The organism is Lachnoclostridium sp. An118 (genome assembly GCF_002160985.1).
GTDB lineage: Bacteria > Bacillota > Clostridia > Lachnospirales > Lachnospiraceae > Claveliimonas > Claveliimonas stercoravium.
Genome location: NZ_NFLQ01000002.1, coordinates 88,371 through 103,786, shown reverse-complemented (window position 1 = coordinate 103,786; position 15,416 = coordinate 88,371). Strand labels below are relative to the sequence as shown.

Annotated in this window: 14 protein-coding genes and 1 other annotated feature (1 of these 15 only partly in view); of the genes, 4 read left to right on the top strand and 10 right to left on the bottom strand. The window is 54.6% G+C overall.

What is annotated here, in order from left to right; all coding sequences use genetic code 11:
* Positions 1 to 284 precede the first annotated feature (284 nt).
* Positions 285 to 1,310: a LacI family DNA-binding transcriptional regulator gene (locus tag B5E62_RS02210; RefSeq protein WP_087173126.1), complete on the top strand. Its 1,026-nt coding sequence runs from the start codon at positions 285 to 287 to the stop codon at positions 1,308 to 1,310.
* 56 nt (positions 1,311 to 1,366) lie between these two features.
* On the opposite strand, the gene dnaJ is transcribed toward B5E62_RS02210, so the two are convergent.
* The 4 genes from dnaJ to hrcA all read right to left on the bottom strand — a co-directional run bounded on the left by dnaJ (position 1,367) and on the right by hrcA (position 6,425).
* Entirely contained in the window at positions 1,367 to 2,551 is a 1,185-nt protein-coding gene (gene dnaJ, locus B5E62_RS02205) for a molecular chaperone DnaJ (RefSeq protein ID WP_087173125.1), read from the bottom strand.
* Positions 2,552 to 2,743: 192 nt separating this feature from the next.
* Complete coding sequence (gene dnaK, locus B5E62_RS02200; protein WP_087173124.1) at positions 2,744 to 4,633, bottom strand: molecular chaperone DnaK; 1,890 nt, start codon at positions 4,631 to 4,633, stop codon at positions 2,744 to 2,746.
* A 44-nt stretch (positions 4,634 to 4,677) separates the two neighbouring features.
* Positions 4,678 to 5,307 carry a nucleotide exchange factor GrpE gene (gene grpE, locus B5E62_RS02195; RefSeq protein WP_087173255.1) on the bottom strand — a complete coding sequence of 210 codons (630 nt, stop codon included), beginning with the start codon at positions 5,305 to 5,307 and terminating at the stop codon, positions 4,678 to 4,680.
* Between the two features lie 74 nt (positions 5,308 to 5,381).
* Positions 5,382 to 6,425: a heat-inducible transcriptional repressor HrcA gene (hrcA, locus tag B5E62_RS02190; RefSeq protein ID WP_087173123.1), complete on the bottom strand. Its 1,044-nt coding sequence runs from the start codon at positions 6,423 to 6,425 to the stop codon at positions 5,382 to 5,384.
* 259 nt (positions 6,426 to 6,684) lie between these two features.
* Between hrcA and B5E62_RS02185 the strand changes: the two genes are divergently transcribed.
* Entirely contained in the window at positions 6,685 to 7,602 is a 918-nt protein-coding gene (locus B5E62_RS02185) for an RluA family pseudouridine synthase (RefSeq protein WP_087173122.1), read from the top strand.
* A gap of 73 nt (positions 7,603 to 7,675) precedes the next feature.
* Here the strand turns inward: B5E62_RS02185 and B5E62_RS02180 are convergent, their stop codons facing one another.
* From B5E62_RS02180 to moaA, 3 genes are all read right to left on the bottom strand, one after another.
* Positions 7,676 to 7,969 (bottom strand): hypothetical protein, encoded by a 294-nt coding sequence (locus tag B5E62_RS02180; RefSeq protein ID WP_087173121.1) that lies wholly within the window; start codon positions 7,967 to 7,969, stop codon positions 7,676 to 7,678.
* A gap of 86 nt (positions 7,970 to 8,055) precedes the next feature.
* Positions 8,056 to 9,000, bottom strand: a complete 945-nt coding sequence (locus B5E62_RS02175; protein ID WP_087173120.1) for an MOSC domain-containing protein — start codon at positions 8,998 to 9,000, stop codon at positions 8,056 to 8,058.
* Between the two features lie 4 nt (positions 9,001 to 9,004).
* Positions 9,005 to 9,991 carry a GTP 3',8-cyclase MoaA gene (gene moaA, locus B5E62_RS02170; protein WP_087173119.1) on the bottom strand — a complete coding sequence of 329 codons (987 nt, stop codon included), beginning with the start codon at positions 9,989 to 9,991 and terminating at the stop codon, positions 9,005 to 9,007.
* A 177-nt stretch (positions 9,992 to 10,168) separates the two neighbouring features.
* Between moaA and B5E62_RS02165 the strand changes: the two genes are divergently transcribed.
* On the top strand, positions 10,169 to 10,909 hold the full coding sequence (locus B5E62_RS02165; protein WP_242957688.1) for an ABC transporter ATP-binding protein: 741 nt from the start codon (positions 10,169 to 10,171) through the stop codon (positions 10,907 to 10,909).
* The gene (locus B5E62_RS02160; RefSeq protein WP_087173118.1) at positions 10,903 to 11,748 is read left to right on the top strand and encodes an ABC transporter permease subunit; all 846 of its coding nucleotides are present in this window, start codon (positions 10,903 to 10,905) and stop codon (positions 11,746 to 11,748) included. The genes B5E62_RS02165 and B5E62_RS02160 overlap by 7 nt, the downstream gene beginning before the upstream one ends.
* A gap of 91 nt (positions 11,749 to 11,839) precedes the next feature.
* Here the strand turns inward: B5E62_RS02160 and B5E62_RS02155 are convergent, their stop codons facing one another.
* The 3 genes from B5E62_RS02155 to ilvB form a co-directional block, all read right to left on the bottom strand.
* Positions 11,840 to 12,865 carry a branched-chain amino acid aminotransferase gene (locus tag B5E62_RS02155; RefSeq protein ID WP_087173117.1) on the bottom strand — a complete coding sequence of 342 codons (1,026 nt, stop codon included), beginning with the start codon at positions 12,863 to 12,865 and terminating at the stop codon, positions 11,840 to 11,842.
* Between the two features lie 156 nt (positions 12,866 to 13,021).
* A complete protein-coding gene (gene ilvN, locus B5E62_RS02150) occupies positions 13,022 to 13,531 on the bottom strand; it encodes an acetolactate synthase small subunit (RefSeq protein WP_087173116.1) in 510 nt (169 codons plus the stop codon).
* Positions 13,532 to 13,547: 16 nt separating this feature from the next.
* Complete coding sequence (ilvB, locus tag B5E62_RS02145) at positions 13,548 to 15,269, bottom strand: biosynthetic-type acetolactate synthase large subunit (RefSeq protein ID WP_087173115.1); 1,722 nt, start codon at positions 15,267 to 15,269, stop codon at positions 13,548 to 13,550.
* Positions 15,270 to 15,333: 64 nt separating this feature from the next.
* Positions 15,334 to 15,416 (bottom strand) — a binding site (T-box leader) (it continues 232 nt past the right edge of the window).

The following is a 15,416-nucleotide window of genomic DNA, read 5'->3' as shown; positions in this document are numbered from 1 at the left end:
CACATCTCCTCCTTTATAGATTATTTGTGTGTAACCGTTTTAGTTACCGGTTAAGTAACCGGTTCCTTTAATAAAATCATATCCCTCTGAAAGCCGGATGTCAACAGAAAAATGGGGTTTCGTCGCTTCTGCCATTTTTTATCCCTCCAATTTGTGCACCTTTCACAAAACCGGTTTTGTTACCGGTTACTTTATTGATTATACGGTCTTTTTTCTGTTATACTACAAGCAGTATTTAAACCTGCTTCCTCCGGGGAGCCAAAGAAAAGGGGATCGGAAATCATATGAAAGCGAAAAAAGTGACATTTGCAGACATAGCGGCCTACACCGGCTTTTCCAAGACGACCATCTCCCGCTACTTCAACAACCCGGACTCCCTCACCCTGGAGAACCAGCAGAAGATCGCGGACGCCCTGGTAGCTCTGGACTATAAGGAGAACAAGGTGGGGCGTATCCTGGCCAGCGGCCAGACAGAGTTTGTGGGCATCATCATCCCCAACCTGTACATGCACTACTACTCGGAGATGCTCAGCCAGATTTTAGCCACCTACGAGACATACGGCTACAAGTTTCTCGTCTTCTCGGGAAATGCCAAAGCTGATGTGGAGCGCAGATACATCGAGGAGCTGCTGGCCTACAATATAGAGGGCATGATCATCCTAAGCCCCACTATCTCCTCCCGGGAGCTGGCCTCCTACCACGTCCCAGTGGTGGGTATCGAGCGGGAGGACGAGTTCATATCCAGCGTCAACACGGACAACTACATGGGCGGCGTCCAGGCTGCCGGGCTCCTGCGAAAAAGCGGCTGCGACATCCTGATCCACGTAAATGCCAAAATGCCCGACTCCGTCCCCGCCTCCGGCCGTGTCCACGGCTTTGAGGACACCTGCCGGGATTATCACGTCCCCTACGAGCTCATCCTGACTCACATGGGAAATACGTTCGATGAAAACAAGGCAAAGGTGCTGGAGCTGATAGACTATATGGAGGAGAAATATCCCGCCCAGAAAAAAGGTGTCTTCATGCCCAACGACACTCATGCAAACGTGCTCCTCAACGCCCTCATGCAAAAATACGGAAAACTGCCGGACACCTACCAAATCATCGGCTTTGACAACTCTCCTATCTCGCGGGAGGCAGTCATCCCCATCAGCACAGTGGGACAGCAGGTCTCCGTCATTGCAGACCAGGCCATGGAGCTCCTGTCTGAACAGATGGCAGAGCGGAAAAAGAGAAGACCGGCACCCCAGAGGGAACCGGTCCACAGGGTCATCCCGCCGGTGCTGATCCGCAGGGACACGACCATATAGAGCTGCCGTATAAGACGACTGCACAAAACGACTGTATAAAAGGGAGGCCCTGATGACTAATCATCAAAGGCCTCCTTCACTTTATCCATAAATCCCTTTTTCTTTTTCTTGTGATTTTCCAGCTCCTCCGGTGTCTGGTTCAGCGTGTTGCCGGAGAGGGCATCAAACTGGCGCAGGGCTTCTTTGGCTTCCGCGCTCAGGTGCTCCGGTGTCTGGATGACCAGCGTCACATAGTGGTCGCCTCTCACCTGGGAATTGCGCACAGAGGGCACGCCCTTTCCGCGCAGGCGGACTTTTGTGTCTGTCTTTGTGCCTGCCTTTACGTTGTACACAACATCTCCATCCACTGTCTTTATTCGGATATCACCGCCCAGTGCCGCCTGTGCAAAGGAGATAGGCACGGTAGAAAAGATGTTCATATCCTGTCGCATAAAAATAGGATGGCGGGACACCGCAACCTCCACGAGCAGATCGCCTCTGGGGCCGCCATTTACGCCGGGCTCGCCCTTCTCCCGGATGCGGACGCTCTGGCTGTTGTCTATACCGGCCGGGATGGACACGGCAATCTTCTTTTTGCTGGAAATATAGCCTGTGCCGCCACAGTCCGGACACTTGTCCTTGATGATCTGCCCGCTGCCGTGACAGTCAGGACATGTCTGCACATTCTGCACTGTGCCGAAGAAGGACTGCTGGGTGTAGACCACCTGCCCCTTTCCGCCGCACTTGGGACAGGTCTGGGGAGATGTACCGGGCTTTGCTCCGGTCCCATTGCACTTCGGGCAGGGATCCTTCAGGACAACCTCTATCTCCTTCTCGCAGCCGAATACAGCCTCCTCGAATGTGATCCGTACGCCCTTGCGGATGTTCATGCCTTTCATGGGGCCCTGGCTTCCTCTTCCGCCTCTTCGGCCTCCGCCAAACAGATCGCCGAAGATGTCGCCGAAGATATCACTGAAATCTGCACCGCTGAAATCGAAGCCTCCAAAGCCTCCTGCTCCGCCAGCTCCGCCCTCGAATGCGGCGTGGCCGAACTGGTCATACTGACGCCTCTTTTCCGGGTCGCTCAAGACTGCATAAGCCTCAGAAGCCTCCTTGAATTTCTTTTCTGCCTCTTTATCGCCGGGATTTACATCAGGATGATACTTTTTTGCCACCTTCCTGTATGCCTTTTTCAGAGTTGCCTCGTCCGCATCCCTGCTGACGCCCAGCACCTCATAGTAATCTCTCTTTGACTCTGCCATTCTCTATCAACCTTTCGTTTTATTCAGGGAAAGTGCCGTATCTGAAGCCGCCCGGGCACAGTACCTGCACACAAAGTTCTGCGGGATCCGCAAGAAGTGGAACCCTCCACCTTTCGAATTCCGCAGAACGATTTTCCTGTGAAGTCTTACAAGACTCTATCCTGGTCCAGGCCTGCCTGACAGCTCTGCCTCTTAGACTTCTTTGTAATCTCCGTCTACCACATCATCGCTGCCGTAGCCCTCCGGACCTGCTCCGGCTCCTGTGCCAGCGCCTGCTCCCGGGTTCGGGCCTGCTCCGGCACCTGCGTTTGCGCCAGCTCCCATCTGCTCATACATCTTTGCAAATACCTTCTGAGCGCTCTGTGTCAGTTTTTCTTTGCCGGCTTTGATCTCCGCGATCTGTGCATCAGATATATCATCCATGTTTACTTTTTCCAGTAACTCTTTCAGAGCCTTGCAGTCAGCTTCCACAGCTGCCTTCTCGGAAGCGTCGATCTTGTCGCCTACTTCCTCGAGAGCTTTCTCTGTCTGGAATACAAAGGCGTCCGCATCGTTCTTTGTGTCAATACCTTCTTTGCGCTTCTTGTCCTGCGCCTCGAAAGCTGCTGCCTCTTTTACAGCCTTGTCGATCTCTTCATCAGACATGTTGGAACCTGCTGTGATGGTGATGTGCTGCTCTTTTCCTGTTCCAAGGTCCTTAGCGGAAACATTTACAATACCGTTTGCATCGATATCGAATGTAACTTCAATCTGCGGGATTCCGCGCGGTGCCGGCGGGATTCCGTCCAGTCTGAACTGGCCGAGGGACTTGTTGTCTCTTGCGAACTGTCTCTCACCCTGTACCACATTGATGTCAACAGCTGTCTGGTTGTCTGCCGCTGTGGAGAAGATCTGGCTCTTCTTTGTAGGAATTGTTGTATTTCTCTCGATCAGCCTTGTAGCGACACCGCCCATTGTCTCGATGGAAAGGGACAGCGGAGTAACATCCAGAAGAAGGATGTCACCTGCGCCGGCGTCTCCGGAAAGCTTTCCGCCCTGGATAGAAGCACCAAGTGCCACGCACTCGTCAGGGTTCAGGGATTTGCTGGGCTCTTTGCCTGTGAGCTGTTTTACCTTGTCCTGTACAGCCGGGATACGTGTGGAACCGCCTACCAGCAGTACCTGGCCCAGCTCGGAAGCTGTGATACCTGCATCGGAGAGAGCTCTCTGTACAGGCTCTGCTGTCTTCTCTACCAGGTCGTGTGTCAGCTCGTCGAATTTTGCTCTTGTAAGGTTCATATCAAAGTGCTTCGGTCCCTCAGCTGTAGCTGTGATGAACGGAAGGTTGATGTTTGTTGTTGTAGCGGAGGAGAGCTCTTTCTTCGCTTTCTCAGCCGCCTCTTTCAGTCTCTGGAGAGCCATCTTGTCTGTGGAAAGGTCAACACCCTCCATTCTCTTGAACTCAGAGATCATATAGTCTGTGATCTTCTGGTCGAAGTCATCACCGCCCAGCCTGTTGTTTCCGGCTGTGGAGAGGACCTCGATGACACCGTCACCAATCTCGATGATAGATACATCGAACGTACCGCCGCCGAGGTCATATACCATGATCTTCTGCTCTTTCTCATTGTCAAGGCCGTATGCCAGGGCTGCTGCCGTAGGCTCGTTGATGATACGTTTTACATCCAGGCCTGCGATCTTGCCGGCATCTTTTGTAGCCTGGCGCTGAGCGTCGTTGAAGTAAGCAGGAACTGTGATGACAGCCTCTGTCACTTTCTCTCCAAGGTATCCCTCCGCGTCAGCCTTCAGCTTCTGAAGGATCATAGCGGAGATCTCCTGCGGAGAATATTTCTTTCCGTCAATCTCTACCTTGTAATCTGTTCCCATCTCTCTCTTGATAGAAGAAATTGTCTTCTCAGCGTTTGTGACTGCCTGGCGTTTTGCAGGCTCACCTACCAGACGCTCTCCCGTCTTTGTGAATGCAACTACAGACGGTGTTGTTCTTGCGCCTTCTGTATTAGCGATGACTACCGGCTGTCCGCCTTCCATTACGGCAACACAACTGTTCGTTGTACCTAAGTCAATACCAATGATTTTTCCCATGATCTTATTCCTCCTGTTATATTTTAATTTTACTTGTCAGCTTTCTAGTTTGCCACCTTCACCATGCTGTGTCTCACAACACTGTCACGGTACATGTAGCCCTTCTGGAATTCCTCGGCTACTATATTTTCGCCCAGTTCCTCGTCCTCCACGTGCATTACTGCGTTGTGGAAATCCGGGTTGAATTCCTGCCCCACCGCCTCGATAGGCTTCACGCCCATCTCATTCAGTGCGGTCATCATCTGTTTGTAGACCTTATCCATGCCCTGCATGAAGGGGTGGTCCTTCTCCTCCGCTTTCACCGCGTCCAGTCCTCTCTCAAAGCTGTCCACCACGGGGAGGATCTTCTCTATGATATCTTTCGCTCCAACCTCGTACATCTGGGATTTCTCCCTCTCTGTGCGCTTGCGGAAGTTATCAAACTCAGCCATCTGTCTTGTGAGCTTATCTGTCAGCTCCTCGATCTTCTCATCTTTTTTATCTTTCTTCTTTCTTCCAAAGAGCTTCTTTCCCTCGGCCTTGTCTTCCTCCGGGGAAGCCTCCTCAGACTCCTCCTGGCCGTCTGCTCCGGCCTTCTCCTCCTTCTCCCCGTCCTCAACGGGAATCTCGCCGTCACCAGGATCCCCCTGGGCGGAGGCGGTCTTCTTAGCCTCTTCCACGGCCTCCTTTACCATCTCCTCCTGGCTTTTTTCCTGTTTTACTTCTTCCTGATTGTTTTTATTTTCTTCCAAGGGTCCATCCACCTTTCTTATTCTTTATTATGGAAAATCGCATCCAGCTCGCCCTGCAGGTGCTTCAGCGATTTCAGTACATGCTCGTAATCCATCCGCTTCGGCCCGATGATACCTATCGTTCCCTTCATGCCGTCCCCCAATTCATAGGTGGCGGTGACGACACTGCAGTCCTTCATGGTCTGCACCGGCGTCTCGTCTCCGATATACACCTGGATGCCTGTGTTGTCCTCCTGGGAAAGGGTCTGCGTGACCAGCTCCGTGAGCTGCTGCTTCTCCTCAAAGGCACTGATGATCTCCTGTGCGCTCTTCTTGTCACTGAGCTCCGGATATTTGAAAATATTCGTGGCTCCGCTTGTGTAGATCTGCATATCCTCGTCTACCTGGATAGCGTCCGCCACCGCGTCGAGCACATCGCTGATCACCGCACTGTGGATGCCCGCCTGCTCCTTCAGCCTTGCTATCAGTCCCAGGTTGATCTCCTCAATGGACATACCGTTCAGCGTTGTGTTGAGCAGCATGTTCAGCTTCAGGAGATTTTCATTGCCAAGCGGCTCATCTACATTGATGATCTTGTTCTTGATAACATTTCCTCCAAGCACGATCACCGCAATGATCTGCTCATCGTCCACCTGGGAAAGCTGGATGAACTTCAGCTTGTTGGCGCTGTTCATGGGAGTGGAAACCATGGTCGCATAGTTGGTGTTTACCGCCAGGACTCTTGCGGCCTGCTTCAGGAGCTGCTCCATCTTGTCTGCCTTATCCAGCATCTGCTCCTGCATCTCATTGAGCTCCTGTTCCTTCTCCTCCATCAGCATATCCACATATAAGCGGTATCCCTTGTCGGAAGGGATCCTTCCCGCTGATGTATGGGGCTGCAGGATATATCCCAGCTCTTCCAGGTCCGCCATCTCATTGCGGATCGTCGCAGAGCTCAAGTTCAGGTCCGTGTATTTGGAAATGGTCCTGGAGCCTACCGGCTCGCCCGTCTCCAGATAGTTCTGGATGATCGCATGAAGGATTTTCAGTTTTCTCTCACCCAGCCTGTCTTTGACCTGCATCCTTACTGCCTCCTTTTGTATTGTTAGCACTCATTTTGTACGAGTGCTAATCTCTACGGTTATTAATCTATCACTCTGGTTTTTATTTGTCAACAGGATTTACAATTTTTTTATACTTTACAGGAAATTTGTGAAAATTCTTATTTTATATGCTATACTCAGATTCTGACCACGCCTTCCCGCGGCGCGCAGAGGACCGGAGCTGCAGACCGGGCCGAGAGAAAAACAGGAGGTCAGGACCGAGAAGGAGGACAAAAGGATGGACAGGACCATTTCATATATAATAGGGAATAAAGAGGACGGCCTTCGGGTGGAGCAGGTGCTCCGGCGGAAGGGCTACTCCCGCCAGAATCTTTCCTCCATAAAAAGGATGCCCGAGAGCATCCTTGTAAATGGTGTACCTTATTATATGCGCCGACAGGTCCAGGAGGGGGACGCACTGACCGTGCGCATCCGCGAGGCCGGCGTCTCTGAAAAAATCCCGCCCATCCATCTGCCGCTGGATATCGTCTATGAGGACGAGGACATCATCGTCCTCAACAAGCCCGCCGGCATGCCCGTCCATCCCTCCATGAACAACTACACAAACACCCTGGCCAATGCCCTGGCCTGGTACTACAAAGAGCAGGAAAAGCCCTTCATCTTCCGCTGCTCCAACCGGCTGGACCGGGACACCTCCGGCCTCACGGTGGTGGCGAAGCACCTGGTCAGCGCCGGCATCCTCTCCACCATGACAGCAGAAAAGATCCTGGAGCGGGAGTATCTGGCCATTGTATCCGGACACGTATCCCCCTCCGCCGGCACCATCTGTGCCCCTTTAGCCCGCAAGGGCACCTCCATCATCGAGCGGATGGTGGATCTTGAAAAGGGGGAGGAGGCGGTCACTCACTATGAGACGCTGGGGCACTACGGTCCCCACAGCCTTGTAAAACTGAAGCTGGAAACCGGCCGCACCCACCAGATCCGGGTCCACATGCAGTATCTGGGCTATCCTCTCATCGGAGACTACCTGTACAATCCGGATATGACGCACATCAGCCGGCAGGCTCTCCACTCCCACCGGCTGTCCTTCCCCCATCCCATGACCGGGGAACCTGTGGAATTCACTGCCCCCCTGCCGGAGGATATGCAGGAAGTGCTCCGGGTCACATCGTCCTCTCCAGCTTCAAAAGAGTAAAAAAAGAAGACCTCGGAGCCATTTTCTCTTCTCCGGGATCTTCTCTTTGCATGTCCGCTCTCAGCACGCTCTTTTAGCTCAGTTCGATCTTTGCAGCCTCCGCAGGGCGGAATTCGTTCTCCAGGTCGTAGATATTGTGGCCCGTCGACTCTCCCAGCACTCTTCCCTCCAGGGAATAGCAGCGGATAAAGCGCTTGGGGGCAACGCTGGACCAGTGCTCCACATCCCAGGTCATGTACCCGTCCTCATCCGACTTTTTCTCCTTCAGGTACAGATCCACCTGGCGTCCGTCCTGCATGATCTTGATGAGCTCCTTGTGATCAGCGATCTCCACGTCTTCCTTTTTTACTGTGTCGTAAATCTTCATCTCTCTCTCCTCCTGCCCTGCCCGGGCTGTCGTTCTAGCATCAGTTTACTCTCATCTGCCGCTAAAGACAAGCGGGAATTTTCTCTCTATTTTTCGTAATCGCGGGCACATTCCCGGGCCGTCCCCCTCAGGATCTCCAATCCATGGTCCAAATGAGGAAGAAGATAGTCCAGCGCCTCTCTCACCGCCTTGGGGCTGCCAGGGAGATTGACGATCAACGTCCCGCCGCGGATGCCGGACACAGCCCGGCTGAACATAGCCCTTGGGGTGATGGACATGGAATAGTTCCGTATGGCCTGCGCGATGCCGTCAGCCATCCGGTCGCAGGCAGCGATGGTGGCTTCCGGTGTCAGGTCCCTGGGCGAAAAGCCGGTGCCCCCCGTGGTAAAGATCACATGGACCTGCCGCTGGTCCGCCAGACGGATGAGCTGGCTCTTCAGAGGTTCCACACCATCGGCCAGGAGCAGCTGCTCTTTGACCTCATAGCCCGCCTGCGCCAGCATCCCGGCCACCAGCGGGCCGCTCCTGTCCTCCCGTTCCCCCTTGGCTCCCTTGTCGCTGAGGGTGATCACAGCCGCGGTAAAAGGAAGGTCCGGCGCAGGCATCTCTGCTTGCACCTGGTCTCCCTTTTGGATGCGCCCCCCCTTTATCACCTGGGCAAACACGCCCTCTCTTGGCATGATGCAGTCCCCCATCTTCTTATATATTTCGCAGTGGCTGTGGCATTCCTTGCCGATCTGGGTCAGCTCAAGGACCGCCTCCCCGATGTGGAAGCGGGTGCCCACCGGAAGCGCCCTGAGCTCCATCCCTTCTATAATAAGATTTTCCCCAAAGGCACCCGGGTCTACCTCTGCTCCTCTCCTGCGGAACTCCTCTATCTTCTCAAAAGAGAGAAGGCTCACCTGGCGGTGCCAGTTTCCCGCGTGGGCATCCCCCTCCAGTCCCCAGCCCTCCATGAGGACAGCCTCCCCCACAGGGACCTTGGCGGTTCCTCTCTCTTTGCTGATACATATCTCCAAAAGTCTGCTCAATCTTTTATCCTCCGATCCTGTTCATGTTTTTCTTCTCTGTTCCCTCCCCCCGGGGCTGTTCAAACTGGTGGCAGGCCGGCTTCTCCCAGACTGCCTGCCGGATCGCGCCGGCAATCTCCTGTTCAGACGCCCCCTGCCGGAGGAGCCGCCGCAGATCCGTCCCCCCCTCATACTGGAGGCAGGGCTTTAGGAACCCCTCCGCGCTGAGCCGGACCCGGTTACAGGAGCCGCAGAACTTGTGGGAGAGCGCACTGATAAATCCCACCCTGCCCCGGAAGCCCTCAAAGGTCACGTAGAAGGCAGGGCCTCTTCCGGCCAGAGCATCTTTCCCCTTGGCCGGCCTTTCAGGCCCAAATGCCTCCCGCAGCCTTTGAAGCACTGTCTCCTGGCTGCACAGAGGGAATTTTTCCCCAAGTCCCAGGGGCATCATCTCGATGAACCGGACGTCCATATCCCTCTCCCCTGCCAGCTCCGCCAGGCGGCACCACTGGTCCTCATTGTACCCGGCCAGGGGGACACAGTTGAGCTTTACCTGTATCCATGGATACTCTCTCATCTTCTCCAGGCTCAGGAGGACCCTGTCCAGTTCGTCTCTCCTGGCAACACAGGCATACTGCTCCCGCTCCAGGGTATCCAGGCTGATGTTCACAGAGCCCAGGCCTGCTGCCGCCAGCTCCTCGATCTGCTCCCCCAGGAGGACGCCGTTGGTGGTCAGGGCCACCTCCTCCACCTGGTCGAGAGCCGTCAGCATAGACACCAGTCTGCCCAGATCTCTCCTCACAAGTGGCTCTCCCCCTGTCAGTCTGACCCGGGTAACGCCAAGCCCCGCCGCAGCCTTCGCTACCCTCGCGATCTCCCCGTAGGTGAGGATTTCTCCGTGGGAGGTCTGCTCCACCCCCTCCTCGGGCATGCAGTAGATACAGCGCAGATTACAGCGGTCCGTCACAGAAATCCTCATATAATCGATCTGTCTTCCATACTGGTCCGTCATGGCAGCCTCCTTTTCCCGAAACAGCAGCCCGCCCCGGCAGGACTGCCTTTATCCAGAACTAAGTTTAACTGCATACGAAAAAAAAGGCAAGACATGCTTGACATTTCATCTGTCTTATTATATTATTGTACTACATTAATAATACACAAATACAATCTAAAAGAAGGAGGCACACACATGGAACAAGTGATCTTAAAGACAAACCACCTCACAAAACGCTACGGCCACCGAGCCGTTGTAGAAAATCTGTCCATGACCATATATAAGGGGGACATCTACGGATTTATCGGAAAAAACGGAGCCGGAAAGACAACTCTCATCCGCATGGTGACCGGCCTTGCCGCCCCCAGCGACGGCAGCATCCAGCTCTTCGGGAACGGCAGTCTCCTGGAGGGGCGCCGCAGGATCGGCACAGTCATCGAGGCGCCGGCCTTCTATCCCGGCATGACCGCCCGGGAGAACATCGTCGCTTTCTCCAAGCTCCAGGGGCTCCACGATTTCTCCCACACAGAGGACCTGCTCAAGCTGGTCGGTCTGACTCATACAGGGAAGAAAAAGTGCAGGAACTTCTCGCTCGGCATGAAACAGCGCCTGGCCATCGCCATCGCGCTCATAGGGGACCCGGAGCTCCTCATCCTGGATGAGCCCACCAACGGCCTGGACCCGGAGGGCATGAAGGAGGTCCGGGACCTGATCTTGAAGCTGAACCAGGAAAAAGGCATCACAGTCCTCGTATCCAGCCACATCCTTGGAGAACTGTCCAAATTTGCCACCCGCTACGGCATCATCCACCACGGGAAGCTGATCGAGGAGTTCACAGAGGAGGATCTGTGGCGCAGGTGCGCGGGGACCGGCCGCCAGGACATTGATCTGGAAGACTACTTTTTAAGCAGGATCGGAGGGAAACAGGCATGTTAAATTTAATAAGAAGCGACATTTTTAAACTGAGAAAGGCAAAGTATTTCTGGATACTGCTGTTCATCAACATCCTCCTGGCTGTCGGCACTGTCTATCTGCTGGACTTCACCTACAAGCTGGCCGGGGACTCCATGGAAGCCCAGCTCTCCCAGGAGCAGGCCGCCCTCGACGACGCGGGCATGAATGTGTCCGTGGAGGGCATTCCCACAGGCCACGACCAGCTCAGTGCCTCCGGCCAGCTACTGACCTTCTTCGCCGGCAACACCACGCTGCTCATGTCTGTCCTCATCTCTCTCTTTGTCGGGAGGGAGTTCAACAACGGGACAGTCAAGATCATCGCCTCCCGGAATTACAGCCGGCTGAAGATCTATCTGTCCAAGCTGCTTGTAGGCATCCTGGCCTCCATCCTCTTTACCCTGGTGTTTGTCCTGGCCGCCACTTTGACCGCCACCGCACTGTGGGGCTTCGGGGATGTGTCCGGCTCCTATGCTTCCCAGCTGCTGCTGAAAGGAGCTCTGGAACTGCTGCTGGGCGCCTCCTACGTGTCCCTCTTTGTCATGTTCAGCATCCTGATCCGGCAAAGCGGAGGCTCTCTGGCCGCCAACATCTGCTTCCTGGAATTCACCTCCCTCCTGGTCACTCTCGGCGAGATGCTCATCCACCATTTTCTCGACAGGACAGTCACTCTGTCAGACTACCTGCCGGACATGTGCATGACCGCTCTCACCCAGGACCCGGACAGGGGAACTCTTATGCGGGCCGCCCTGGTGGGCTTCTGCTTCCTTCTCGTACCTGCCGTACTGGGAGCCGCTAGCTTCCGGAAAAGGGATATCAAATAGCGGGACAGCCGCTCAATGCCTGCCGGGCGCACCACCAAAAAAAGACACTGCGGGGATTTTGTATCCTCACAGTGTCTTTCTGTCAGCTCTGTTAGCAGATCTTGTGTATCCATCCCTCCGGAGCCTCGATGTGACCCATCTGGATGCCTGTCAGCGTGTCGTACAGCTTCTGGATGACCGGTCCCATCTTCTCCATGCCGCTGGGGAAGCAGATTTCCCTGTCGTGGTCCACGATCTTTCCGACCGGGGAGATGACTGCCGCCGTTCCGCAAAGGCCGCACTCTGCAAAATCCTTGACCTCGTCCATATAGACCTCTCTCTCCTCAGTCTTCAGTCCCAGGTAGTGCTCTGCCACATAGAGAAGGGAGCGCCTTGTGATGGACGGAAGGATCGTCGGGGACTTGGGCGTAACGACCGTGTTATCCTTTGTCACGAAGAGGAAGTTTGCCCCTCCTGTCTCCTCCACCTTCGTCCTTGTGGCTGAGTCCAGATACATGTTCTCGTCAAAGCCCTTCTCGTGGGCGTCAACGATGGCGTACAGGCTCATGGCATAGTTCAGGCCGGCTTTCACATGGCCTGTCCCGTGGGGAGCCGCCCTGTCGTAGTCACACACGCGGATGGTGATCGGCTTTGCACCGCCCTTGAAGTAGGGTCCTACCGGCGTGGTGAACACGCGGAACTGATACTCCTCAGCCGGCTTTACTCCGATGACGGCGTTTGAGCCGAACATGTAGGGCCGGATATATAAAGTAGCTCCTGATCCGTAGGGCGGAACGTAGGCCGCATTCGCCTCTACTACTTTGTGGACAGCCTCAACAAAGCGGTCCTCCGGGAATACCGGCATCTCCAGTCTCTGGGCGGAGGCCGCCATCCTCTGTGCGTTCAGATCCGGGCGGAAAGTAACGATATGTCCGTCCTCCGTCGTGTAGGCCTTCAGTCCTTCAAAGCATGTCTGCGCGTACTGGAGGACACAGGCACACTCGTTGAGCACGATATTTGCGTCGGATGTCAGTGTACCCTCATCCCAGGCTCCATCCTTATAGTTGGAAACGTATCTCTTATCGGTCTGCATGTAGGCAAATCCGAGATTAGACCAGTCGATATTCTTTTTTTCCATGGATAATTCCCCCGTTCTGTGTTTTATTGGTCAATGCTTATCTTCTTGATCTTTTTTCATTATAGTACGGTCATCCGCAAAATTCAAGAGTGCGCTCTGTTTTTTTGCATCCAATTTCAGAGAGCGCTCTGAACGCCTCGCAAACCCAGGCAGGGGCTACCTCTCCATCATACTGATGGACTCGATCCCCACGCTTCCTCCACGCACCACCTCAATGCTCCTGAACTCCTCCTTCATGAGCTTGATCACGGCATCATTTTTAGTAGCTGTCTGCACGAACTCCAAAAGAAGGCTGTCCTTTCCGTAATCGATGACCTTTGCCTTGAAGGTCTCCGCGATCTGGAAGGCCTCCACCTTGTCCTCAGCGCTGCAGTTTTTCACCTTTATATACAGGATTTCCTTCATCCTGACAAAAATGTCTGTAAAATCTATGACCTTGATGACCTCCACCAGCCGGTTGAGCTGCTTCTTGATCTGCTCGAAGGTCTCGTCGTCGCTGACCGTGGCAATCGTCATCCTGGACACGGTGGGGTCCTCCGTGGTCCCCACGGTCAGACTGTCCATATTGTAGGACTTTGCGGAGAAAAGTCCTGAAATTTTCGAGAGAACACCCACCTGGTTCTCCACGTAAAGGGATATCCATCTTTTTTTCATTCCATTGCTCATTCTACTCTCCTCCTTTCTAGCAGTCCATGATCATTTCCTTCAGTGTTCCGCCGGGCTGGATCATGGGATATACCAGGTCCTCCGGGTCAATGAGGAACTCGATGATATAAGGGGTCTTTTTGCTCTTTGCAGCCTCCTCGAAGGCAGGGCGTATCTCCTCCTTCTTCGTCACCCGGATGCCTTTTGCCCCGTAGCTCTCCGCCAGCTTCACAAAGTCAGGCGTGTAGGGCGGGCACTCCACCTCGCCGCATTTCCCCCGGCAGGCCGCTCCGGAGCGCAGGCAGGTCATGGAGTAGCGCTTGCCGTAGAAGAGCTTCTGCCACTGGCGCACCATGCCCAGCACGCTGTTGTTGAAGACACAGCTTATGATGGGCAGCTCCTCCAGCACAGCCGTTGCCAGCTCCTGGATATTCATCTGCATGCCGCCGTCCCCGGATATGGAGATGACGGTCTTGTCCGGATTGCCTATCTTGGCTCCGATGGCACCGGGGAGGCCGTAGCCCATGGTCCCCAAACCGCCGGACATGAGGAGCTGCTTCCTGGGGGTCATCTCAAGGAACTGGGAGGTGAACATCTGATGCTGCCCCACGTCGGTCACCACAATAGCCTCCTCGAACATCTCGTTGATGGTATCCAGGATATCCTTGGGTGTCATGACGGGCTTTTTCTTCATAGTCAGAGGATGCTCTTCCTTCCACCCCTGTATCTGCTCCTGCCACTCCTTCGTCTCACAGGGCTCCACATACTCCAGCATCTTGTCGATAGCCTCCCCTGCATCGGCCACGATGGGGATATCCACCTGCACGTTCCTGGAGATGGCGGAGGTGTCGATGTCAATGTGGACGATCTTGGCCTTCGGAGCAAAGGAGTGGAGCTTTCCCGTGATCCTGTCATTGAACCTTGTGCCAATGGAGAAGAGCAGGTCGCAGGAGTCCACGGCCATGTTGGCCGCATAGGCACCGTGCATGCCCAGGTTGCCAACAAAGAGGGGATGACCTGTGGGAAGTGCGCCCCGTCCCATGACTGTGGTCACCACAGGAACCCTTGTCTTCTCCACCAGCTCTGTGAAGGCTTCACCGGCGTGAGCGATGTTTACGCCCCCGCCCGCCAGGAACAGAGGTCTCTCCGCCTTGGAGAGCATCTTGATGGCTCTCTTGAGCTGGCCGATATGTACGTGGGTATTGGGCTTGTAGCCCCTTATATTGACCTCAGAAGGGTACTCGGCACTTCCCAGCTCTCCCATCACGTCCTTGGGCAGGTCCACGAGTACCGGGCCGGGACGTCCTGTCCTGGCGATGTAGAAGGCTTCCTTTATGATCCTTCCCAGGTCCTCCCTGTTGCGCACTGTGACGCCGTACTTCGTGATGCTCCTTGTGATGCCCACGATATCCACCTCCTGGAAGGCGTCATTTCCTATGAGATGCCTTGCCACCTGTCCTGTAAAGCACACAAGAGGAACGCTGTCGTAGTTTGCCGTGGCAAGTCCCGTCACCAGGTTCGTGGCGCCGGGGCCGCTGGTCACCAGGCATACTCCCACCTTTCCCGTGGATCGGGCGTAGGCATCCGCCTCGTGGACGAGAGCCACCTCCTGGCGGGGCAGTATCACCCTGGTGTAGTCCTGTTTATAGAGCTCATCACTGATATCGATCGTACAGGCGCCGGGATAGCCGAAGATGGTGTCCACTCCCTCCTCCTTCAGCGCTTTCACAAGCAGTTTGTTTCCAGAAATTTTTTTCATACTATACCTCCTTGATGACCGTTATAAACACGGAGTATAGAATAAAGAAGCCCTAAGCCAAAACGCTTAGGGCGAATATCCATCCGTGTTACCACCTAAATTCAGAGACCTCTCATCTCTGCACTCTGCCAGTACGGGAACATCTCC